Below are 23,302 nucleotides of genomic sequence, written 5' to 3'. Positions count from 1 at the left end.
CGATATAAGAGGATTAAACTCATTGTTTAATAATGGCAAACAATCAGACTGATTATGCAAAAAAACCTTAAGCAAATAACCACTTTTCTGCAAGTGGTGGACTCAGGCTCTTTTACCAAAGCCGCTGATATTTTAGGCATGAGCCGGTCTATGGTCAGTATTGATATCAAACAGTTAGAGATGCGGCTGAATGTCAGTCTGCTCATACGAAATACGCGCAATATTGCCCTCACCGAGGCGGGTAAGCATTTTTATGATGACTTTAAACGTATTCAATTAGAGATAGAAGAAGCGTTTGAAAGAAGCCAAAATTTAGCAACAAACGTCACAGGCTTACTGCGTTTTTCATCCACGAATGAGTTTGGCCAACGTTATATTTTGCCTTTACTACCTGAATTTTGTCGCCTTTACCCGAAGTTACGCCTGCAATACAGCTTTAATTCATCATTAGATGATTTGGTCACCGAAAAATTAGATCTCGCGATACGTTTAGGGAATTTAAAAAGCTCATCACTAAAAATACGTAAAATAGGTGAATACCAAATCTATATTGTGGCGACCCCTGAACTATTAAAACACTATCCCGTTAAAGGTATTAACGATTTAGCACAAATTCCTTGGATAACCCATTCATTACTCAATTGGCAAGATACACAATACGTTCTAAAAAATACTCTAGGGGAAAAATACCCTCTTCCCATCATAAAAGGCCAATATGAATCGAATTCAGCAGCAGTGATCCAGCAAATGGTACTGGCCTCTCTTGGGGTCGCTATCTGTCCTGATTGGCTAGTTAATGATGATATTAATGCAGGGCGTCTCATTCGTTTATTACCTGAATTTTATCTACCTTCACAGAATATTCAGCTACTTTATCCCAATAGCACCACTCTACCTGCGAAAACACGCGTCTTTATTGATTACTTAGTTGAAAAGTTTAGCCTATAAAAAAGCCGTGTCTCATCGAAACACGGCCTTAAAATAGCATCGCGACTGTCAATAACGCTGGGTGCAGCTAGACAACAAATGACTAAGGCGCTAGAGCACAGACTTGTGTGAGTGTGAGTGTGAGTCAGCGTCATCAGCAAAGCGTAAAGTATGACGAGTATATTAAAGGGCTATCCAAAACACCCCATTCGCTTTAATAGCCGTAAACTGCTGTAAGAATTCCTGCAAATTTTGCTCTGGCTCTAAGGTTGCAAAAGTCTGCGGATGCATAAACTTAGCCATGGCTTCAATAGCAAAAATATTCATTGGGTTATTATAGAAATTATGGTAAACCGCCATGACATACTTATCTTTTACCGCTGTCAGCGATGAAATCCCTTGGCGATCGACAAGCGTAGCCAATTGCTTTTTAGCAACCGTTGCATCTGCATAATAACCCAGTTTAACGGCTGTTGAACGGCGATTAAAATTCTGCCAATCTGCACCGGTTAATAAATAAAAATCAGGGTTTAGGGTAATAATGTTTTCAATTGAACTTTCAGCACCTTTAGCCGGAAACTTGTCTTCCACTAAGTTTTTACCACCCGCAAGGCTTGCTAAAACCCCAAAACCTGACCGACCGTAGAGCTGACAACAACTATCCGTGAATAAACCCGCATTAGCCTCAATTAATACCGATGGATAAGGTTTTTTCAATTGCTCTTCAATGGCGGCTAGCTTTTCTTGATACAATTTTGCAAAGCGGTTTGCACGTTCCTGAGTTCCTAATAATTCACCTAATAACACAATACTTTTTGGCGTGTTATTGGCGATATCCATACGGAAATCAATAAAAATAACCTTGATCCCTGCTGCTTCCAATTGTGGCATAAATTGGCTATCGCGCATCGCTGCATAATTAGATTTATGCATTAATACCACTTCTGGCGCCAGCTCAAGTAATTTCTCAATTTGAATGCCCGTCTCACGGGTTTTTCTTAGTGTTGGTATTTTGGCTAACTCAGGAACCGCAGAAAAATAAGCCTGCTTTAAATCAGGCGCGTACTGTTCTAACGAATCACTCCAGCCAACAATACGTGAAAAAGCGTCTTGCCCCGCGGCAATATCGACCGACAAAATATCTCTTCCATCAATCAAAAATAATTTTTCGACAGGAAGATCAACACTCACTTCACGTCCTTGTAAGTCCGTAATTAATGTAGGCGTTTTAGCTGACGCAATTACACTGACTAAGCATAATAATCCGGTTAATAGCCATTTCATTCAATAACCTCATTGAGTCATAAAGATGAGCCATCAATAAGATGACTCATAAAATATTCAACTTAAAACGTCACACTATAATTCAACGCAAAAGTTCTTCCTCTACCTTTATAGGTATACAGATCTGCTGCCCCATAACTCGGGCTATATAATTTAGGCGCACGCTGTCCCCAAATGGTGGTGTAATCTTCATCCAGTAAATTTTCTACCGCAAAACTGACTTTACCAACTGGCAATAAATAACTGCTTAAGAAATCCACGGTATTATAGCCATCGAGCTTGTTACCATCCGCATCTGAAACATTAAAGGTTTGCTGGCTTTGTAAACGTAGAGACCAATCATTAGGCTCCCATCCCACATAAGCAGTAACTTTTGATGGGCTAGCAAATTTAACGCTCCATTTTTCCCATTTACCATCCACTTTGGTTTCTGACTTTTGCAGATTAAAGTTACTACCAACACTCCAATCACTATTATCGAAGAAATAATCAATCGCCCCTTCCACACCATAAATACGACGTTTATCTGACTTCATATAAATCGTCATATCCGTATTATTAATGTCATAACTTCTGTCTGACAATGAATAATATGCTGCAATCTGTGTACGTAGGTTCTCGCCGGTATAACGCCAGCCCAGCTCATAAGAGTCAACTTTAATGCCTTTAACTTTAGTATCATTAATATTAATACTATTTTCTAATGCCAAATGCCCATTAGCATCAGGGGCTGCTGCATATTTCCCTGTACCATAATATTTTGCAATATCAGGAATTTCGAAGCCTTGAGAGAAATTAAACCATGTTTGCTGATCTTCCGTTAAATTAATTAGTAGACCTGCATTAAAGAGTAAATTGTTATAATCAGTGTTCCCCCCAGGTACTGCATCGGCGGATTTTATCTTACCTTCTGCAATTTGCTGCTGTTGAGCATACCCAACAAAGTCATCCACTTTGTTTTCGGTATATTGATAGCGCACACCGCCGCTTAAAGTGAATATTGGATTAATATCGTAGCTGCTTTGTAAGAAAGCGGCCATATTGGTTGTGGTATAACTTGGATAACGCCCAACTTGATAGGCTTTTTTCAAATCCATACCACCTGATTCTTTCGCTTTATCTAAATTAAAGAACATTTGATTAGCACGAAATTGTTCGTGCTCAGCGTCAGCACCATAAGTCAGCGTCAGATTATCGACAGGCTCACTATTAAACGTCAGCTTAGTGCCATAGAAATTGGTTTTTTGATCGGAAGCACTAATGCTGGTCACATCCTTTGCTTTATTTAAAGCGGGGAATGGGTAAAATTTTTGTGATTCATCACGATAATAAACTTGAGCAACAAAATCTTGCCCCCAAAGGTCGCCATTTGAATATTGTAAATTCAACATATGGCGCTCAGTACCCGGTAAACGATCTGAGTTTAATTTGCCACTATTATGGGCTTCGCCTTGGCCTTTCACCGCCGCAAAATCTTTGCCTAAATAAAGCCCATGTTTGCCATCGGACTCACTTTTATAATATTGAACCGTGGCTTGTAGCTGCTGATTATCATCAATATTAATAACCCCAGCGCCCATTACATCCAAGCGATCAGAAAATTGTAGGCCTGTTTGTGTATTATCAATATTAATTGCCTTACCTTTGCCATCATACCAACCGCCATAACGTTGATAGGCAACAGATAAACGACCATGGGCGTTTTCATTACCCCCACTCATTGCCGCAGCAACATTTTCATCATGATCTTTGCCATTACTGAAACCGGTTTTTCCACCAATTTGCAGGTCAACTTGTTTTTCTTCTTGGCCTTTTTTGGTGACAATATTAATTAATCCACCACTACTACCGCCACCATATAAAGAAGTCGCGCCAGAAATCACCTCAATATGGTTAATATTAAATGGGTCGATAGAGTCTAATTGGCGGCTGTCACTACGCGAAGAATTTAAACGTACGCCATCCACCATCACAATCATTGAGCGGCCACGCATATTCATGCCGTAATTAGTACGTCCTTGACCGCTAACACTCATACCGGGGATCAATTGTGACAGAATATCTTTTAACTCTTTGCCACCTTCTGCTTGCTGTTCAATTTCAACATTATCAATAACCCATGTGGTTTGGGCCATCTCCGACACACTTCGATAAGAACGCGTTGCCGAGACAGTCATTTCATCTTGTTTGTTTTCTGCTGCGAATGTTGCTGGTGCAATAAATGAAGCAAAACATGGAGAGAGTATCCAAAGATGCTTAATTTTCATGTGCCTAAGATCCTAATAGGTTGTCGTGTTTTTTTAAAAGCCGCGGCCGATAGCATTACGGCTTTTTATCCGGCTAAATTAGCGGCTAATTTTAACTGATAACAAACATACTATTAAGAACTATTATCATTATTATGTCTTTTTTTAGACGCTTTCGGCAGATAAGAAGATAGGAGAAGCCAAATATTTATAAATCAGAAAAAGAAATGCTGGAGGAGATCAGACAAAAAGCAGGTTTATCGGATTTTGAGCTACCATCAATAACAAGTTATGACTAAGTCGCTATGTCGTCGTCGAGCCAATTAAAACGATATATAAAACGAATAGTAAGGTGTTTGCCTTTGATTAAACTAAAAACAAACACCACATTAACAAGGCTTTGATTTTGTACTACCCATAATATTTCAAGTGACAACGTTATTGATTAGGTTCGCTCGTATTCACCACAACATTTTGTCTGTGCCTAACGACTTGCTCACTTATCAACTAACCTAAATTGAAATTATCTAGGGCATAAATTTAACTTATTTTTTTGACGCTAAGTAATCTTGTAACGTACCTTCAGGGTGCTTCTTACAGAATTCAACAATCTGTGGCGCTTCAGCAACGCTTTGCTCTGTTAACGCAACATAATCACCACCTTTAAATTGTGTATCCATATTGGTGATCCACAATGCAACAGGTGCCCAGCTTTGCGGGTTCAGGTTAATATATTCCTGACAAGTCATTTTTTCAGGCGTGACAATATTCGAGTCCGCAGCCATCGCATTAAAAGAGAATGCTGCCATAGCAGCTAAAACGCTAGAGATAACAATCTTTTTCATTATAAACCTCTTATGTGTATAAATAATGCATAACAATGTGGCTGTTTATTTTTATCACAAACTTATTAAAGTTTATATAATCTTATTTGGATGATAAAAATAGAAAATAAAAGACTTAACTTGACCATCTTTTTATAATTAACTTAAATTGATAAAATAGAAAAAAAAGCTTTCATTTAAGTTTCTATAAGAGTAAATAAAAATAATAATATAAACCTATCACTGAACCTAATATTTAAAATATAAATTGTTTATTGGAATAAATGAGCATAGAGATTTCATTATTTTTCTGTCCCCGGAAAATAACCGGCTAGCTTACTTAATGACCTAATTGATGATACTGCCACCTCTTTGTTAGGATCCTTGCATAGCGCCATTAATCTTACAACAGCATTATGTTGCTCAATCGTTGAGTAATCCTCCCGAAAAACCAGAGTGTTCATAAGTGGAATTTTCTCGTAATATGAATCGAGGGGATCCATATGAAAAAATCACGTTTTACTGACAGTCTGATTATCACAATCCTCAAGTAGACTGAGGCAGGAACACCAGTTCCCGAGCTTTGCCGCGAACACGGCATGAGCAGCGCAAGTTTTTATAAATGGTGTTCACGGTTCGAAGGGATGGATGCCTCCATGATGACCCGTCTTAAAGAGCTTGAAGATAAGAACTGGCGGCTGAAAAATGGATGCCGAAGAGTATTTTAAAGCCGAAATTATTCAGGAAGCCATGCAAAAAAGTGGTAACACTACTGCAGCGCCGTGAACTGGCTTAGACTGCGGTGGAGATCAGAGGTATCAGTGTCCGGCTTACGTGCGAGACTTTTTGTATTAGTGAAAGTGGTTATCGTTATCAGCCTGTGCTCTGCGATGAAAATCAGCAAATTACAGATTTGCTGACTGAGCTGACAACAAAAAATAAGTACAGGAGGTCGCGACAAACTGGTTATGCCATTATAATCATGAGTGACCACACATGGGTCTTAGCGGTATTACGCCGATGCAGAAGCGGCTCGGTTAACATCATTCTACTGAAAACCTCTGTGGAAAATGAACTGGGCGATAAAGATGCACAGCTCAACCTTGGCTTAATGTACTATCAAGGAGATGGAGTTCCTGTTTCCATTGAACAAGCACAGAAATGGTTTATGCGTGCAGCAGAACAGGGCAATGCATATGCACAATATAACCTTGGCTGGCTCATGCAAAAAGGTGAAGTCGAAAATGCTTCTCCTTATGCGGCACGCTACTATTTTGAGTTGGCCTGCAAAGGGGGCTTAGAAAAAGCCTGCTTCGCGCTAGAAAAATCGCATAGCGAACATTTCTAAAACAGCCTCTCTATTTAAACGTTAATGGGAACTTAAATCCCATTAACTTTTCCCAATGTATGTTTATTCAACCTATCAGATAATCTGCAAATTTCTTGATGTTGCCGCTAAAAAACAAAAAAAGCCCTATTTTTCGTTCTTAAGAATGATAGTCACCTTTCGTTATTTCACCCTAAAATCGACAAGTGATTATTAACTTTTTATTAACATTCACCGAAGGTACTGCTTATTATTGACGAGGTGCTTAAATGAACGAATCGCTGCACACACAAGATGTCAATGCCATGCCACCAAAAGTCATCCTAAAATCTTCATTGAGTTTACTACTCGCAATTATTATTTTTGCGGCCATTGCCCCAGGTATTTTGATGACAGCGCCGGCAGTTGCAACTCAATTGGGCTCTCAATGGCAGTTATCGGCCGATAAAATAGGTTATCTTTTTTCAGCAGAATTAGGGGCTATGAGCTTTGCAACTGTTCCTGCTTGGTATTGGATCAACCGTATTAATTGGCAAAAAATAGCCATTATCTCTGCCATTATTTTTATCATAGGTAACCTACTCTCTGCTTTCGCGGCCACCTATATCACCTTGTTAATTTTTCGCGTCATAGCATCATTAGCTGGTGGTACATTAATGATACTGTGTATTTCATGTGCCGGAAAAACAGAAAACCCGAGCCGCATGTACGCTTTTTGGGTTTTAGGTCAACTCGCATTAGGTACACTTGGACTACTTGTCTTACCACCGTTATTTGAACTCTACGGATTACGTATCGTTTACTTTATTCTCGCTGCTTTTATGGTCATCTTTTTTCCATTAATTCGAGCATTTCCTAATGTGATAATGGAAAAAGATCAACATCATCACTCATCAACTCACCCGCGAAATGCATTTATTAATAAGGCGATGGCCATTATTGCGATACTCATTTTCTATATTTGTTTGAGCCAAGTTTGGACATTCATAGGTGTATTTGGCCAAAATAGCGGGCTAGATGCTGAAGAGAATGGTCAGATTTTAGCGATCGCCACCATTTTAGGTATGGTTGGTGCGGTGATTGCGGCAACTGTTTCTAATCGGTTTAAAACCAATAAATTAGTGTTTTTAGGATATGGATTATTAATGGCAAGTATCTTGTTATTGATTGGTTCACCTACCGTAATACGGTTTATTGTTGCCGCCTTATTGTTTAAATTCACATGGACATTTGTCTTACCTTTTATTATGGGAGCGGTCTCCCAGCTTGATACCAGCGGTAGGCTCATGAATAACATAAATTTGGTAATTGGTGGTGGAATGGCTATTGGCCCTGCCATTGGTGGATATATTTTAGTCAATTCGACACAAATGTTGACCTTTATTAGTTTTGCAGCGTTATGCACCCTATGCTCATTCGCCTTAGTTGCTTACTTTATAAAACAGTCAAAGTCATAATTTAAGTTATAAAATAATAATTTTCTTACTTTTGATAAGTCGAGGTTTTCTTCACATTAATGATAACGTATGACTCTATCCATTTTCAGTAAGCTCATTTTGTCTTATGAGGAAATATTGGAAAGCGGTTTTCTCTCAAAATTGTCATGGTCAATAAAATTTGCCCACAGCACTTGAGCTATCGCGAATTATACAGAAGGTCTAGTATCAGCAGTGCGGTAGCTTTCTTGAATTGTATTGTGTGCTTGCAACCGGCTGATTTTTTTATTCATCGGTGAGGCTTATTGTGAATGCCTTTAGGCTTTCACTTGAACTGCCTGCTATTCATCTATGGTTGATTAACGCATTGATAGCTTTAGATGCAGTGTTATTTTAGCCTAGACCCCGTTAAGTGACCCCAAATTAAAATTCAGCACTGAGATTACGTGAACCTGATATGTTATCAATATCCTCTGTTGAGTAATGAAATACTCGTTCCCCAGTTCAAGTTGCTAAATTAGCTATATCACGACAATCGCACCATTTCCTTCTGCGTGAAAACAATAATACCGCCAAGGTAGCAATTCAAATAGATAGTCGCTATCAAAAACAATTTATTTATCGAAACGTTCAAATATTTATAGCTGTAAAAATATACCGACCGATAACGAACCTATAAAATCACTCATTCTCAGTTCGCTTTTGTCAACTTGATAAGATTATGATTGTATGATTAAGGTAGGCGCTTTAACATTAAGGAGCTTTTTACCTAACTCCTACAGTTATTTTCAAAAAGAAACTATTTCTACAACACAAAATATAGTAACCAAGCGTTAATAAATTATTGTAATTGTAGAAATAGTAACATGGACAAAAAATTAAACTTCAGAGTGCACAACAACCATATTAAAGTAAAACCTGGGAGGACAACACTTTATATACATTTATGTGCAAACTAAATTTAAACAATATATTTCAATCGTCGTTACACCTAATTCGGGATTAATAATATTCCAGCAATTTTAAATATTCAATAGCTTAAAATTCCCCAAAAACCCTTTAAAGTTGTAATAGTTAAATTATAAAATTAAAAATACTCATTAATAATCATGAACTTAATAAGTCAGAATAAATTAAAACAAACTTATTACAAAAGATTTCAAAAAAATAAAAAAACACCATTTAAGACTAATCTCACCATAGAACAATAACCACATAAGTAAAAACAACTATAAAAATACGAAAACCTACAATTACAGCCTACAAAAACGCAATAAAGGATAACTAAATAGATTTAAACACCACACAAATGCTATAATATATTTTTAAATTCCATTAATTATAAAAAATTAGACCAATTAACAAGAAAAACACTTCTTTATATAAAAATATTTCTTTCTCACTTTAAATTTTAATTAATAATATAATTTAAAATCTTAACAGATATATGCTTTTTAAAATTAATCGTGATTTTTATGAGGATATTTTCTTTAAACCAATGTGCATGATTAAACATACAACAAAGTTGTCATCACGAAACACCTATAAAATCCATCAATCTGATCACTATTAAGAACATTCTCAATGGTGATTTTTATAATTAATTAAACATTCATAAAGGAATAGTTTTAATGATTATGGGAATACTTCTTTCTCATTTAAAAATAAATATTACTCAACCAACCTTAAATGGATGATCTATATATGACAATCAAATAAAAATAAATCGTATCTTGTAGAAGTCAAACTCCCATTAACAGCATAAAGAAATATTTTTATCATTAGGTTCTTAACCGGAACGGATACCTAATTAATCTTGAAGCGAATAGTTTAAATTCATTATTTTCAATAGATAGGGAGAACTTCAGTGAAGAGATTTCTTGAACTAAAGGAATAGGATGGAAACAAAAAAGCCACTTGCTAAGAAGTGGCTTAATGCGCTGATTTAACAGCTAAAATTTGGTGGCCCCTACTGGACTTGAACCAGTGACCAATCGATTATGAGTCGACTGCTCTAACCAACTGAGCTAAGGGGCCAAAGTGGAAGCGATTATACGTGCTGTTTTCTCTCAGGTCTAGTCTTTCAAAACTGTATGGTGATTTTCTACGCAATTCCATTTTCTACTTTATCATTCAGCAAGATATCATTACTCAAAATGATAACTCTTGTTCAAAGAGCCGCATTTATCCCTCTTCCCTCTGCCTTTTAAACAAGTATTTTTACAACTCAGCACTGATAACAACCAAATGCTATGCATAAAAAATCAAAAAAATTAGTCTAACTATATAAAAATCAAACGATTTAATTGATAATGACTATTTCTTAAACAGAAAACAGCACCGATTAACCAACCTCTCTTATTGATTAATCACAGAGACTTATTTTTTATAAACTCAGCGAATGGCTATTAGCGAGGTTTCTCCAATTGCCACTGTAGATGGTGTTTTATCGATGGCCACTCTGACGCAATAATACTGTATACGCAGGTATCCCGTAATTCACCAGTACGAGTATACATATGACTTCTTAGTACCCCGTCAAGTTTAGCGCCCAGTCTCTCTATCGCCCTTCGACTTTGCTGATTTAAAAAATGAGTTCTAAATTCCACGGCAACGCAAGATAAGGTTTCAAACGCGTGTTGGAGTAACAAGAATTTCGCTTCTGTATTAATTGCAGTTCGTTGAACTTCTCGACTATACCAGGTTGCACCAATTTCAACTCGACGAGTCTCTTGGTCAATTTTATTGTAGGCGGTCATCCCAACAGCTTTACCTGATTTTTTATTCATCACTGCAAAAGGTAACATTTCTTGTTGCTGATATAGCTTTAAACGCCGTTCAACATCTTTAGCAAGGTTTTCTGGTTCAGGTACTGAGGTATACCATAGTTTATGTAAACTATCTCTTTGAATAATTTCCATAAACTCAGAGTCATATTGGTGGGACAGCAGCTCCAGTTTTACAAAGCCCCCTTCAAGTTCTATAGCCTCGCAAATCGTTTTCATCGTAACCATCCTTTTTCGTACAATGGTAAAATATCTTTACTGGTTAAGTTCCCTAATAGCCACCCTGTTTTACACGCCAATTATGACAAAAAAATAAAATCGCCTGTGCCGACCTAGACTACCTGCAATTTACCAATAAATCATATGATAAATATCACATTTTTTTAACATATTTTTCTATTGTTCCCATCATTGCGCTAGAGTTAACTCATCTGACCTGTTAATAAAACCCCGCAGGGGAGCAAAAATATGAGCAATTTTCCACATCTTTTTACCCCACTGAATTTGGGGCACACAGTACTAAAAAACCGTATTTTAATGGGTTCCATGCATACGGGGCTTGAAGAACATCCGGAAGGAAGCCAGCGTTTGGCTCATTTTTATCGGTTACGCGCAGAAAATGGTGTTAGCTTAATAATTACAGGAGGGATCGCACCAAATAAAGAAGGTGCCTTAACCGCTCATGGCGCGGTGCTCAATACTCCGGAACAGTTGCCTTTTCACCAAGAAATCACCCAAGCAGTACACAGCGCTGACGGTAAAATTGCTTTGCAGATCTTACATGCGGGTCGTTATGGTTTTCATCCTCATATTGTTGCCCCTAGTGCCATCCAAGCTGAGATCATTCCATTTACCCCCAACGCTCTCACAACAGAACAAATTAATAAAACGATTAATGATTTTGTCATCACAGCAAAACTCGCACAGCAAGCAGGCTATGATGGTGTCGAAATAATGGGCTCAGAAGGCTACCTTATTAATCAATTTATCGCCAAGCGCACAAACCATAGAACTGATGAATGGGGAGGAAGTTACGATAATAGGATCCGTTTCCCTCTCGAAATTGTCAGTAAAATCCGTCAGGCAGTGGGTGAAAACTTTATCATTATTTATCGCCTCTCAATGTTAGATCTCGTAGAGGAAGGTTCCAACTGGGAAGAAATTGAATATTTAGCGAAAGCGATTGAGCAAGCTGGCGCAACAATGATCAACACAGGTATTGGTTGGCATGAAGCGAGGATCCCAACTATTGCAACACAAGTACCACGTCATGCATTTAGCTGGGTAACAGAAAAATTAATGGGAAAAGTCACCATTCCTTTGATCACAACGAATAGGATCAACGATCCCTTTGTTGCCGAACGGATCATTAGTTCAGGTCAAGCGGATATGGTATCGATGGCTCGCCCATTCCTTGCCGACGAAGCATTTGTTCGGAAAGCACAAGAAAATCATGCTGATGAAATCAATACTTGCATTGGCTGCAATCAAGCCTGCCTTGATCAAATTTTTAATGGCAAGCTCGCTACCTGCCTAGTGAATCCTCGGGCCGTAAAAGAATTGAATTATCCCGATGAACAGGCGACACAAATAAAAACAGTAGCCATTGTTGGTGCAGGCCCTGCCGGACTCTCTTGTGCCATTTATGCAGCCAAGCGCGGTCATAAAGTGACTTTATTTGAAAAAGCCAATCAAATTGGTGGCCAATTTAATATGGCTAAACAGATCCCCGGAAAAGAGGAGTTCCACGAAACAATCCGCTATTTCTGCCGCCAACTGGAAATTCTAAATATTGAAGTCAAGCTTGAACATCAAGCGCATATTCGTGACCTTATTGGTTACGATGAAGTTGTTATTGCAACGGGGGTTGTGCCCAGAACCATTAATCTAGAAGGGCGTGAACACGAGAAGGTACTCTCCTATATTGATGTACTAACTGGAAAGCGCATGGTAGGCCGTTCAGCTGCTATCATTGGTGCCGGGGGAATTGGCTTTGATATTGCTGAGTTTTTAAGCCAAAAAGGCCCAAGCAGCAGTTTGAATATATCGTTATTTAATCAAGAGTGGAATATTGATACCAGCATCAATTCGACCGGAGGAATATTGAGCCAATCTCCTCATCCTATCCCCTCTTCTCGCCAACTCTATTTGTTACAACGCAAAAACAGTAAAGTTGGCGCTGGGCTAGGTAAAACCACAGGCTGGGTTCATCGTTTATCACTCATGAAGCGTGGCGTGCAGATGTTTAATGGTGTTGAATATATGCGAGTTGATGATGATGGCTTGCATATTCGCTATCAAGATAAAATACATTGCCTCCCCGTCGATAATGTCATTCTTTGTGCAGGCCAAGAGCCATATCACCCATTAAAAGAGCCTCTCGCAGAGCATGGGATTCAAGCTCACGTCATTGGTGGCGCTGATGTCGCTGCTGAGCTTGATGCAAGAAGAGCAATTGAACAAGGAATGAAAGTAGCCTATCAGCTATAAAAAGCGCCATATTTATAATGCTAACCTATAAAAAAACCCGCTATCCGTCAGCGGGTTTTTCTATGGATATTTATCGAGACTAAACTAGTCTTTTTGTGATAATTGCGCTGTAGGATCAGCCAATTTCTCATCTTCAGCAAGGCAAACTGCTGCTGTAAATAGTACGTCAGTCGAAGAGTTAAGTGCTGTTTCTGCTGAATCTTGCAGCACACCAATCATCACCCCAACAGCAACTACTTGCATAGCGATTTCGTTCGAAATACCAAACATGTTACAGGCTAATGGAATGAGCAGTAAGGAGCCACCCGCAACACCAGAAGCACCACATGCGCAAACCGCAGCAACCACACTCAGTAAGAGCGCTGTCGGAATATCAACAGGGATCCCTAAAGTATGCACTGCCGCTAAGGTCAGTACTGTAATGGTAACCGCAGCCCCGCCCATATTGATCGTCGCACCCAGAGGAATAGAAACCGAGTAGGTATCTTCATGCAAATTCATGCGACGACACATCCCCATATTCACTGGAATGTTTGCAGCAGAGCTACGCGTAAAGAAGGCGGTTACACCACTTTCACGTAAACATGCGAAAACGAGTGGATACGGATTACGTTTAATTTTCCAATATACAATCAGAGGGTTAACAACTAATGCCACAATCAGCATACAACCAATAAGCACAGCGAGAACATGGAAGTAGCCTTTTAATGTTGCAAAACCTGTTATTGCGATTGTTGAAGAAACGAGACCAAAAATCCCAAGAGGCGCTAAGCGGATCACCACTCTAACAAGCTGTGTCACACTTTCTGAGAAGTCTTGAATCAGGTTCTTAGTCGTCTCGCTAGCATGGCGTAAAGCGATACCTAAACCAATCGCCCATGCGAGGATCCCGATATAGTTCCCCTTGATCAATGCATCGACTGGGTTAGCAAAAATATTCACTAACAAGCCTTTAAGCACTTCTGCAATATTTCCAGGAGGTGTTAACTGAGTATCACCGAGTGCTAATACCAGTCTGGATGGGAATATAAAAGAACCAATAACGGCTACCAACGCCGCGAAGAACGTACCTAATATATACAATACTAAGATAGGACGGATATTGGTTTTTTGCCCTTTGCGATGATTCGCAATGGATGCCATGACCAGTACCCAAACGAGTATAGGAGCAACCGCTTTTAGCGCACTAACAAACAAATCGCCCAATAACCCAACATTTTTTGCTGCTGATGGCCATAACCATGCCAATAAAATACCTGCGATCAGGCCTACGAGTATTTGCTTAACTAAGCTACCGCTCGTAATAACCTGCCATAACCCTGTTTTGTTTGTTTCCATAAGAGACCCATACATTATTTATCTTTATTAGGAATTAAATGTGTTTGCTCTGCCAGTATAAGGAATAAATACCTTATGGAAAGGCGATTATTTTAAATATAGACAATAATTTTTTTATTTTAACAATATATTTACATATCTGTGATCCTAATTGTATTTTGTTTCTTATAGTAGGATAGGAAACTGAGAAATCTATGATATTTTTCAGTCTGTTAAAGAGAAAAAGCACTCGGTTTTTATGCCGAGTGCTTGAGTTAATTAAGCAGTGAAAGATTAGCAGTTAGAAGCGTTTCTTTTATTAACGATAATATTAATCACTAAAGTGGCGACTAAAATTGTTGCAACCGTCCCCAAAGAGATGATCGTTGGAATGTGATAAATATCCATTAAAAGCATTTTCACACCGATAAAGGTCAAAATCACCGCCAAACCGTACTTAAGCATAGTGAATTTTTCAGCGACCCCAGCCAGTAGGAAATACATTGCACGTAAGCCTAAAATAGCAAAAAGATTTGAGGTTAATACGATAAACGGATCCGTGGTGACAGCAAAAATAGCGGGAATGCTATCTACCGCAAAAATCACATCGCTGATTTCAACAAGGATCAAGACTAAAAAAAGTGGTGTAGCAAAAAGTAACCCATTTCGTTTAATGAAAAACTTTTCACCGTGTAATTCATCAGTCATGCGTAAATGAGAACGAACCCACTTTACCAAGGGCTTATCGGTAATTGGAGAGCCATCTTCCTTTGTAAAAGCCATTTTGATACCTGTAAAGAGAAGGAACAGGCCAAAAATGTAAAGAATCCAACTAAATTGAGATACGAGCCAACTGCCTGCAAAGATCATAATGGTACGCAGTATAATCGCACCGAGTACCCCATAAACTAAAACACGTCTTTGTAGGTTCGCTGGGATCGCAAAATAGCTGAACAACATTAACCACACAAATACGTTATCAACCGCTAAAGCTTTCTCTAATACATAACCCGTTAAGAAAGCCGTTGTTTGGCTATTAGCAAATTCAAGGCTTACCGTATTTTTGAGATACCACCAAAATCCCCCAGCAAACATCAATGCTAGCGTCACCCACACCGTGCTCCAAATCGCCGCTTGTTTCATCGACATAACTTGGTCTTTATGTTTGCCTTGCCATAATAGGTCAACAAGCAACATTATGAGAATGATAACCGCGAAACTTCCCCATAAAATAGGGCTACCAACAGAGTGCATATAATTTCCTTAATTACAAAAAAAACGGCTGACACCTCAGAAGGCATCAGCCGCTTAATTGTTTTTAACCTAGAGTGACTATCTTTTGGTTGTAAACGATGAGCAAACCTTGCCTTCTGGCAAGGTCTCACTTACAACACAATAATCCTAGGTTAGGAAATTGTGGTGCTCGGCTACCGGGTGCAATATGATGAGCACCGTAATGACGATAAACCGACAAGAAGAAGTTACTCCCCTTTGCTATGACTGATAAATTAGGGTAATTAGTCCTAAAAATCAATAATCCATAGGTATAATTTGAGTAAAAATATTTAAAGACTATTGAATAAGGAAACACCTTTTTTTACCATTTTTGTCAAGAAACATCTTGGTAAAGCCCATTTTCACACCATTTATTGTAGAAAAAACGCGAGGAAGAAGATTGCGTTTTTCCGCAAAACTTAAATGAATTCTAAAAATAGAACGAGAATTCGCTGTTTAGTTATTTTTTGTTTTGTTAAAGTGGAGAGGCTTTGAACTAACAGCCTGAGGAAACATGACTTTTCACTTAGGTATTCGCATAATCCATGTCTCCCTACCCAACAATAAAATTGTTGCTGTTATTGCCGTTTAGGAAACATTAATGGAATTAGTTAAAGAATTATTTTTTGCCCTTTGGCATCAAGACTATGTCACGCTCTCCAACCCTACGTTGGTTTGGGCTATTTACCTTATGTTATTCGCTATTCTTTTTCTTGAGAATGGGGTTCTCCCTGCCGCATTCCTACCAGGTGACAGCTTATTGATCCTCGTTGGTGTTCTCATAGCAAAAGGTACACTAAGTTATCCATTGACGATTGTTATTTTGACTGCTGGCGCTAGCCTTGGTTGCTGGGTTGGTTATATTCAAGGTCGATGGCTTGGCAACACGAAACTGGTGAAAGGTTGGCTAGCCCATCTTCCTGAGCATTATCATCAACGTGCTTACGGCTTATTCCATCGCCATGGTTTAGCAGCATTATTGATTGGTCGCTTTTTAGCTTTTGTCAGGACGCTCCTGCCTACAATTGCTGGTCTAGCAGGGCTACAGAATGGCCGCTTCCAAATATTTAACTGGCTAAGTGGTCTTCTTTGGGTCTTAATCTTAACAGCTATTGGTTTTGGTTTTGGGAAAAGCCCAATATTTCTACAGTATGAACAGCATATTATGAACGTGTTGATGCTGATCCCTGTCGGCCTACTTATCATTGGTCTTATCGGAAGTATTGCCGTCGTCATTAAGAAAAAACTTTCCACAAAAAAAGTTAACTGATCACATCACGAGGCGAGAGGCAAATTACGCCTCTCGTTTATTCTCTCTGACAGTAAATACATCTTTATTAGAGCATCCGTCTTGGATATAAATTCGTTTTTTATTTAACATAAACATAATATTATTCTCTCTTACTTGAAATAAAACATTCTTTTACATTAATTTAATCAATAATTCCCCCTCTCCTCATTGCACTTACTGTAAAAATAGCTATTGTTAAAGCTGCTAACTATATTTTTCTATTGATAGGAGGTTCCATATGTCATCGAATAACTCATCAGAAGATCTACGCGCAGAACTAAAAGCACTGGCTGACTCTCTCGAAGCGATGCTAAACGATACTGGAAACAAATCGAAAGAAGAAATAGACAGCCTGAAGCAAAAAGCTCAAGATGCCTTACACGCTTCACGCGCCAAACTGAGCAACGCGGGTGATAAAATCACCGAGCAAACAAAAGAAATCGCGGGTCGTGCGGATAATTATGTGCGCGAAAATCCGTGGACTGGCATCGGTATCGGTGCTGCTGTTGGCGTCGTTCTTGGCGTATTACTCGCTAAGCGTTAATTTTTATGGAACAACAAGAGCGTCAGGGCCCCGGAAAAGGGGTCCTTAATACCTTACAACGCATCGCCGGTATCGCCGTGCAAATGGTGGAAACTCGGATCCAATTAATCGCAGTTGAATTAGAGGAAGAAAAAACCACTCTTATTCAACTCATTTTAATGGCGGGTATCACCCTACTTTTTACTGCCTTTGGTCTAATGTGCCTCATTGGTTTGATCTTTTGGTCAGTTGATCCTATTTATCGCTATCAAGCCCTTGCGATTACCACAGGCGTTTTAATATTACTCGCTATTATTGGCGCAATTTGGACCCTAAAAAAAGCGAGACAATCGACCTTACTCGGCGCAACTCGAGAGCAGTTAAAGGAAGATTCTAAAGCGTTAATGGGGTCAAAAGATGAATAAAAGCAAGCGCCTATTATTGGTTAAAAAGAAACAGCGTTTAATCAAACAAATTGAGCAACAGCGTTCTGAACTCTCTGCGGCTTCCAAAGATTGGTTACAGATGACAGAGCCTTACGATCGCTCATGGCAAATCTTTGTCACCTTCCGGCCTATTTTTGTTGCCGCTGCCGGTCTTATTTCTCTTTATACCATTAAACGGCCTCAGCGTATTTTTTCCCTAGGCAAAAAAGCGATTGCCGCTTGGAGTTTAGTGCGAACCCTCCAAGGCGTTGTTAATACGGGTAAAAAATAACCTACTCTGCTCCAAACCTGAAATCTGACCATTTCAGGTTTCCTCTCCCTGCCATTATTCAATATTTTTGTCTATCTTTGTTAATAACCTTTGCTTTTTATTGAACCAGCAAATCACTACCATAGCGTCGTTAGGTGATTTCTTGTCATTTAATGCTAAAAAAACAATTTATATCGCGATGTGTATCTCATTTTATTGACACTTGCTGACCTAGTTAGCTGGAGAATCTTAATGAAAAATTTAGAAAATAGCGTGCTATTACTTGCCCGCATTATGATGCCGATTCTGTTTATTGTTGCTGGGTATGGTAAGTTAGGTGACGCTTATGCAGGCACTCAACAATATATGCAAGCGATGGGTGTTCCCGGCTTTTTACTTCCCCTGACTATTTTATTAGAACTGGGTGGCGGGCTTGCTGTGCTTTTTGGTTTCCTCACCAGAACAGTGGCTATTTTTACTGCTGTTTTTTGTGTATTAACATCCCTGCTCTTCCACATTAATTTCAGTGTAGAGCCAAATAGTTTGATGTTTATGAAGAACATGACTATTGCAGGTGGCTTTTTATTACTGGCAGTCACAGGCCCTGGTAAATTTAGTATTGACCATTTATTGAATAGAAAATGGTAAAAGTTGCTTTTTCATCATTAACCTTTACTTGATAAATTGATAACCGAATTTGGTTGCACCTCTATAGTGCTATATAGAGGTGCTTTTTTACTCTTTATTTATTAGCAAATAATTTAGGTATTTCTCGTAAGCACCACGATTTTGCTTCACCCATACTGTCTCTGCGCCACGCCATAATAATATTCGTCTGATGGCTATATTCTGCACTGACTACACGCAAGCGCCCTTCACGAATATCTTGCTCTACCATTGGATATGGCATCGTTGCTACACCTAACCCTGCTAATAGCGCACTACGCTTATCTTCAATAGTGGAGACCGTTAATCTTTGCTGTTTATCTAATAACTGTACTGTAATAACTGGTCGTTCACGTGCGGTATCGGCCACCGCAATACCTCGATATTTAATACGTGTCGTATCTGACAGCGGCTCTGGCTCTTGGTGGATCGGGTGATCAGGGCTAGCAACATAGACATGGTTAACGCTGTATAACGACTTAGAGTTTATCTCGGAGGAGGAACGAAAGTGCATATCCGGTGCGATAACAATATCCGCCTTTCCACTTTCTAACCGTTCCCACGCCCCTGCAAGTACTTCAGTTAAAATAGAAAGTTGCGTTTCGGATTTTTCAGCTAATTTATCCACTAACGGGAATAAGTAATACGCAGGAACTAATGCTTCACAAACAATGGTAAGGTGAGTTTCCCAACCTTTAGCGAGCGCTTCTGCATCGGATGTCAATTTTTCTGCGGCTTCAAGTAATACTCGACCTCGTTCTAACAACATCCTACCGACATTCGTAAATTTTGTTCTATGTCCTGAACGATCAAATAGAATAACATCCAACTCTTCTTCTAACTTTTGCATGGTATAACTGAGTGCTGAGGGCACTCGGCCCAATTCGTCAGCAGCAGCAGCAAAGCTACCACGCCGGTCGATTGCATCCATCACCCTTAATGATTCAAGTGTTAATGCTCTCTCTTTACTCATGGGATATCTCTTTCAGGAAATTTGAATGAAGTAAACAGATTAACTGGCTAACAATTCAACGTCCAGCTATTTATGATAACTCTATAAATTTATCAATTTTTGTGTATTTTTGTCGAGCGAAGGAGGGTTAGCCACCATGATGACATTAAGGGCAGTTAAGCACTGTGGAAAGGCTGACTATGGCTGGTTACAGGCACGTTATGCGTTTTCCTTCGGCCATTATTTTGACCCTGATTTTATGGGGTTTAAGACACTAAGAGTACTCAATCAGGAAGTTATTGCGCCTGAAAGTGCGTTTCAGCCTAAAAGCTACCCACATGTCGATATTCTTAACTTTATACTACAAGGAAGTGCCGAATATCGCGATAGTTTAGGTAATAAAATCAATGTAAGTGAAGGCGAGTGTATTCGTTTCTCACCTCGTCCTGATTTAAGTTACAGTGAACATAATATGTGTCCATATAAGCCGTTAACTCGTTTGCAGTTATGGCTAAATGCTTGCCCACAGCAAGAGTACTATCCGGCCCAAAAAATTCAATTACCGCCTGATAGTAATATGTTAGTTGCTTCACCTGATGGCGAAAATGAGAGCATTCAATTACGTCAACAAATTTGGATTACACAGCTCAATATTACGCCTGAAAGTGCTCAACATATTAAGCTTAAGGGGAAAAATGCTTATCTCCAATCCATTCGTGGAGGAGCGACTCTCCAAGCAGAAAATGGCGAAACCATAGAAATGAGTTGTAATGATGGTGTATTTATTCAAAATGAAAATGCACTAACACTCTCATCATCAAAATCAATGCGCGCTTTACTCATTGACCTCGGTGCATGATCTTCAATGGGCCAAATGACCTTTTTGGCCCATACAAAAAGTGCACTATTTCTTAAAATCTCTCGGTTTTTGCGAAGATATTCTCAAATTTATGATCTGCCATACTCGGTATGTTGATAGGCTTATGATAGAGTCCAATCCATAGTCAGCCAAAATAAAAGAACTATTTTGGCTATTAAGCTTATGGTTTTAGGTCGAGAAGGTATTTTCGTGGCTTTATTCACTCAACAGCGACTCAATCAAATTTTTGCAAGTATCCTTGATGAGGTAGTGCCTCAAGATGAGCTAGCTAAGCGTTTTTCGGTATCAACCCGAACAATTCGCTCTGACATTAATGAGATAAATGCACTCATACAAAATTACAGCGCTCATATCCTCTATGAGCGAGGCCATGGTTACCGTTTAAAAGTCGATGATGAAGCGCTTTTTGCTAAACTTACCCAGCAAAACCAAGTCGAAAATAGTATTCCTCGTACCAGTAAAGAGCGTGTTGATGCGTTATTGCTAAAACTATTGATGCTCTCTTTACCCGTAAAATTGGACGATATCGCGGAAGAGTGGTTTATTAGCCGTGGAACGCTACAGCAAGATATGAGTGTTGTCAGAGAGCATCTACAAAAATACCAGATCTTATTAGAAAGCATTCCACATCAAGGGATCCGTCTTAACGGTAGTGAGTGGGCCATCCGAGCTTGCATGACCGAAACCCTATGGCGCCGCTTTTCACAGCAAATTAATCAAGACTTATCCATTTTCCAGCCTGAATGTTTAGATAACCTTGATTTGACCTATATCGATAAAGTTCTCCATAACAGTATGAACCGTTTTGATGTGCGTTTAAGTAATGAAGGGCATCTATATCTGGTATTTAATTGCGCTGTCACTATTTTGCGGATCACTCGAGGCCATGAACTCACATCTATCGTTAAAGATCATGATAGTGAAGAGACGCTACGTAAAGCCTGTGAAGAAGTTTCGAAAGGGCTTATTTATTTTCTTGGCAGTGATCTATCAAGTGCAGAACTCAGCTATCTGCATGATCAAATCATCGCACAGCGCATTGGCCACCAAGATATTACTCAACAAAAAAATCATCATCATCATGAATTGGTTGAATATATTCTTAATTATATTAATGAATTATATAATTATGACTTACGTGATGATGAGAAACTCAAAAAGGATCTCAATACCCATATTGCGGCCCTGATGACACGTCTGCAATATCACATTATTACCCCTAACCCTTTGTTAAGTGATATCAAGCAATATTATCCTTTCGCCTATGATGTCACGCTCAGTGCACTGACCAGTGCAAGTAAGCAATTACTTCCTTATCCAATCAATGAAGATGAGCTTGGTTACCTTGCCGTTCACATTGGTGTTAGTTTGGAAAGGAATTATGGTGCCGGCTCTATTCGCCAGACAGAAGTGCTAGTTGTCACCGATGCGGGAAATTCCACATTTCGAGTCGTTGAATCAAAAATCATGCGTGAGTTTCCACAACTCAAATTTAGCCGAGGGTTAACTCTACAAGAATATGAGTCATTAGATGAAGTCGAAGAAGACTTTGTGATCACCACCGTTCGTATTTCTGAAAAAAATAAACCCGTGATCAAGATAGCGCCATTTCCGACGCCTTATCAACTAGAGCAGATCGGCAAATTAGCCATGATAGATCAAACCCGCCCCTATATTATTGAGCGCTTCTTTGATGAACGCTACTTTATGGTGATTAATGACAAAATCAGCCAAGAAACATTATTTCAAACGGTTTGCCATAAATTACAACAAGATGGCTATGTGACTGCGGATTTTTATCCATCATTACAAGAGCGCGAATCGATTGTTTCTACATTATTAGGCGAAGGAATTGCGCTTCCTCATTCACTGGGATTATTGGCAAATAAAACGGTTGTCGTGACGATTGTTGCCCCTAAAGGTATTGAATGGAACAAAGAGACGAAAGAAAACGCCTATGTGGTTTTCCTATTGGCGATTAGCAAGGCTGACTATGAGGAGGCTATGGCGATTTATGATCTTTTCGTTACCTTCGTAAAAGAGAAAACCACCCGTAGGCTGATTACGGTTAAAAATTTCAATGAATTCCAAGTGATCGCGAAAGACAGTCTGGCGCGTATCTAGTGGTTTGCTCGATTTATCAATCACTTTGCCTATCTCACTGCGTATTAAACGATAGGCAAAAATTCAGTGTGATAAAACGGTAGCTTCCTACTCTCGAATCACAAGGGCCTCCGGTTGCCTGAAATGAGTTCAACATCTTTGTGGTTACAGCAACTTTTAACGCAGATCATCGCTCGCTTCCACTTGTTAGCGGAAAAGGGAAGAATCGACTATTTTGCGTGATCATAACCGCAATTCTGTTATTTTGTTTTTCACCAA

Annotated in this window: 18 protein-coding genes, 1 tRNA gene and 1 pseudogene; 12 read left to right on the top strand and 8 right to left on the bottom strand. The window is 39.1% G+C overall.

The window, feature by feature from the left end; genetic code table 11:
- The first annotated feature begins 54 nt into the window (after positions 1–54).
- A complete protein-coding gene (locus PSE69_RS14650; protein WP_121874936.1) occupies positions 55–948 on the top strand; it encodes a LysR family transcriptional regulator in 894 nt (297 codons plus the stop codon).
- Positions 949–1,110: 162 nt separating this feature from the next.
- On the opposite strand, the gene PSE69_RS14645 is transcribed toward PSE69_RS14650, so the two are convergent.
- The 3 genes from PSE69_RS14645 to PSE69_RS14635 form a co-directional block, all read right to left on the bottom strand.
- Positions 1,111–2,211, bottom strand: a complete 1,101-nt coding sequence (locus PSE69_RS14645; protein ID WP_121874937.1) for an ABC transporter substrate-binding protein — start codon at positions 2,209–2,211, stop codon at positions 1,111–1,113.
- Between the two features lie 62 nt (positions 2,212–2,273).
- Positions 2,274–4,478: a TonB-dependent siderophore receptor gene (locus PSE69_RS14640; protein ID WP_004925228.1), complete on the bottom strand. Its 2,205-nt coding sequence runs from the start codon at positions 4,476–4,478 to the stop codon at positions 2,274–2,276.
- A 524-nt stretch (positions 4,479–5,002) separates the two neighbouring features.
- The gene (locus PSE69_RS14635) at positions 5,003–5,302 is read right to left on the bottom strand and encodes an HdeA/HdeB family chaperone (protein ID WP_014657621.1); all 300 of its coding nucleotides are present in this window, start codon (positions 5,300–5,302) and stop codon (positions 5,003–5,005) included.
- A gap of 482 nt (positions 5,303–5,784) precedes the next feature.
- Between PSE69_RS14635 and PSE69_RS14625 the strand changes: the two are divergent.
- The 3 genes and pseudogenes from PSE69_RS14625 to PSE69_RS14615 form a co-directional block, all read left to right on the top strand.
- Positions 5,785–6,224, top strand: a pseudogene (locus PSE69_RS14625) (transposase); the annotation flags it as partial.
- Positions 6,225–6,263: 39 nt separating this feature from the next.
- The gene (locus tag PSE69_RS14620) at positions 6,264–6,629 is read left to right on the top strand and encodes a tetratricopeptide repeat protein (protein WP_052127991.1); all 366 of its coding nucleotides are present in this window, start codon (positions 6,264–6,266) and stop codon (positions 6,627–6,629) included.
- A gap of 248 nt (positions 6,630–6,877) precedes the next feature.
- Positions 6,878–8,065 carry an MFS transporter gene (locus PSE69_RS14615; RefSeq protein WP_053109755.1) on the top strand — a complete coding sequence of 396 codons (1,188 nt, stop codon included), beginning with the start codon at positions 6,878–6,880 and terminating at the stop codon, positions 8,063–8,065.
- A 1,939-nt stretch (positions 8,066–10,004) separates the two neighbouring features.
- On the opposite strand, the gene PSE69_RS14610 is transcribed toward PSE69_RS14615, so the two are convergent.
- Together PSE69_RS14610 and PSE69_RS14605 are read right to left on the bottom strand one after the other, a co-directional pair.
- Positions 10,005–10,081: transfer RNA gene (locus PSE69_RS14610), tRNA-Ile, on the bottom strand.
- Positions 10,082–10,452: 371 nt separating this feature from the next.
- Positions 10,453–11,049 carry a GNAT family N-acetyltransferase gene (locus PSE69_RS14605; RefSeq protein ID WP_014657597.1) on the bottom strand — a complete coding sequence of 199 codons (597 nt, stop codon included), beginning with the start codon at positions 11,047–11,049 and terminating at the stop codon, positions 10,453–10,455.
- A 249-nt stretch (positions 11,050–11,298) separates the two neighbouring features.
- Here PSE69_RS14605 and PSE69_RS14600 point away from each other — a divergent pair, with 249 nt between their 5' ends.
- Entirely contained in the window at positions 11,299–13,320 is a 2,022-nt protein-coding gene (locus tag PSE69_RS14600; RefSeq protein ID WP_121875335.1) for an NADPH-dependent 2,4-dienoyl-CoA reductase, read from the top strand.
- Between the two features lie 84 nt (positions 13,321–13,404).
- On the opposite strand, the gene sstT is transcribed toward PSE69_RS14600, so the two are convergent.
- Both sstT and PSE69_RS14590 read right to left on the bottom strand, forming a co-directional pair.
- Positions 13,405–14,658, bottom strand: coding sequence for a serine/threonine transporter SstT (gene sstT, locus PSE69_RS14595; protein ID WP_036943096.1), 1,254 nt, complete (start codon positions 14,656–14,658; stop codon positions 13,405–13,407).
- A gap of 273 nt (positions 14,659–14,931) precedes the next feature.
- Complete coding sequence (locus tag PSE69_RS14590) at positions 14,932–15,891, bottom strand: TerC family protein (protein WP_121875336.1); 960 nt, start codon at positions 15,889–15,891, stop codon at positions 14,932–14,934.
- Between the two features lie 622 nt (positions 15,892–16,513).
- Here PSE69_RS14590 and PSE69_RS14585 point away from each other — a divergent pair.
- From PSE69_RS14585 to PSE69_RS14565, 5 genes are all read left to right on the top strand, one after another.
- Positions 16,514–17,182, top strand: coding sequence for a DedA family protein (locus PSE69_RS14585; RefSeq protein WP_004925324.1), 669 nt, complete (start codon positions 16,514–16,516; stop codon positions 17,180–17,182).
- 259 nt (positions 17,183–17,441) lie between these two features.
- Positions 17,442–17,747, top strand: a complete 306-nt coding sequence (locus PSE69_RS14580; RefSeq protein ID WP_004925327.1) for a DUF883 family protein — start codon at positions 17,442–17,444, stop codon at positions 17,745–17,747.
- A 5-nt stretch (positions 17,748–17,752) separates the two neighbouring features.
- Positions 17,753–18,151, top strand: a complete 399-nt coding sequence (locus PSE69_RS14575) for a phage holin family protein (RefSeq protein WP_004925329.1) — start codon at positions 17,753–17,755, stop codon at positions 18,149–18,151.
- The gene (locus tag PSE69_RS14570) at positions 18,144–18,443 is read left to right on the top strand and encodes a YqjK-like family protein (protein ID WP_004925332.1); all 300 of its coding nucleotides are present in this window, start codon (positions 18,144–18,146) and stop codon (positions 18,441–18,443) included. The genes PSE69_RS14575 and PSE69_RS14570 overlap by 8 nt, the downstream gene beginning before the upstream one ends.
- Before the next feature lie 231 nt (positions 18,444–18,674).
- The gene (locus PSE69_RS14565; RefSeq protein ID WP_004925336.1) at positions 18,675–19,070 is read left to right on the top strand and encodes a DoxX family protein; all 396 of its coding nucleotides are present in this window, start codon (positions 18,675–18,677) and stop codon (positions 19,068–19,070) included.
- A 94-nt stretch (positions 19,071–19,164) separates the two neighbouring features.
- Here the strand turns inward: PSE69_RS14565 and PSE69_RS14560 are convergent, their stop codons facing one another.
- A complete protein-coding gene (locus PSE69_RS14560; RefSeq protein ID WP_004925339.1) occupies positions 19,165–20,061 on the bottom strand; it encodes a LysR family transcriptional regulator in 897 nt (298 codons plus the stop codon).
- A 136-nt stretch (positions 20,062–20,197) separates the two neighbouring features.
- Here PSE69_RS14560 and PSE69_RS14555 point away from each other — a divergent pair, with 136 nt between their 5' ends.
- Together PSE69_RS14555 and PSE69_RS14550 are read left to right on the top strand one after the other, a co-directional pair.
- Positions 20,198–20,899, top strand: a complete 702-nt coding sequence (locus PSE69_RS14555) for a pirin family protein (protein ID WP_004925342.1) — start codon at positions 20,198–20,200, stop codon at positions 20,897–20,899.
- A gap of 183 nt (positions 20,900–21,082) precedes the next feature.
- Positions 21,083–23,044: a BglG family transcription antiterminator gene (locus PSE69_RS14550; protein WP_014657592.1), complete on the top strand. Its 1,962-nt coding sequence runs from the start codon at positions 21,083–21,085 to the stop codon at positions 23,042–23,044.
- Positions 23,045–23,302 lie beyond the last annotated feature (258 nt).

Source organism: Providencia sp. PROV122 (assembly GCF_028482365.1).
GTDB classification, from domain to species: domain Bacteria; phylum Pseudomonadota; class Gammaproteobacteria; order Enterobacterales; family Enterobacteriaceae; genus Providencia; species Providencia stuartii.
This window is presented reverse-complemented; position numbering and strand designations above follow the sequence as displayed.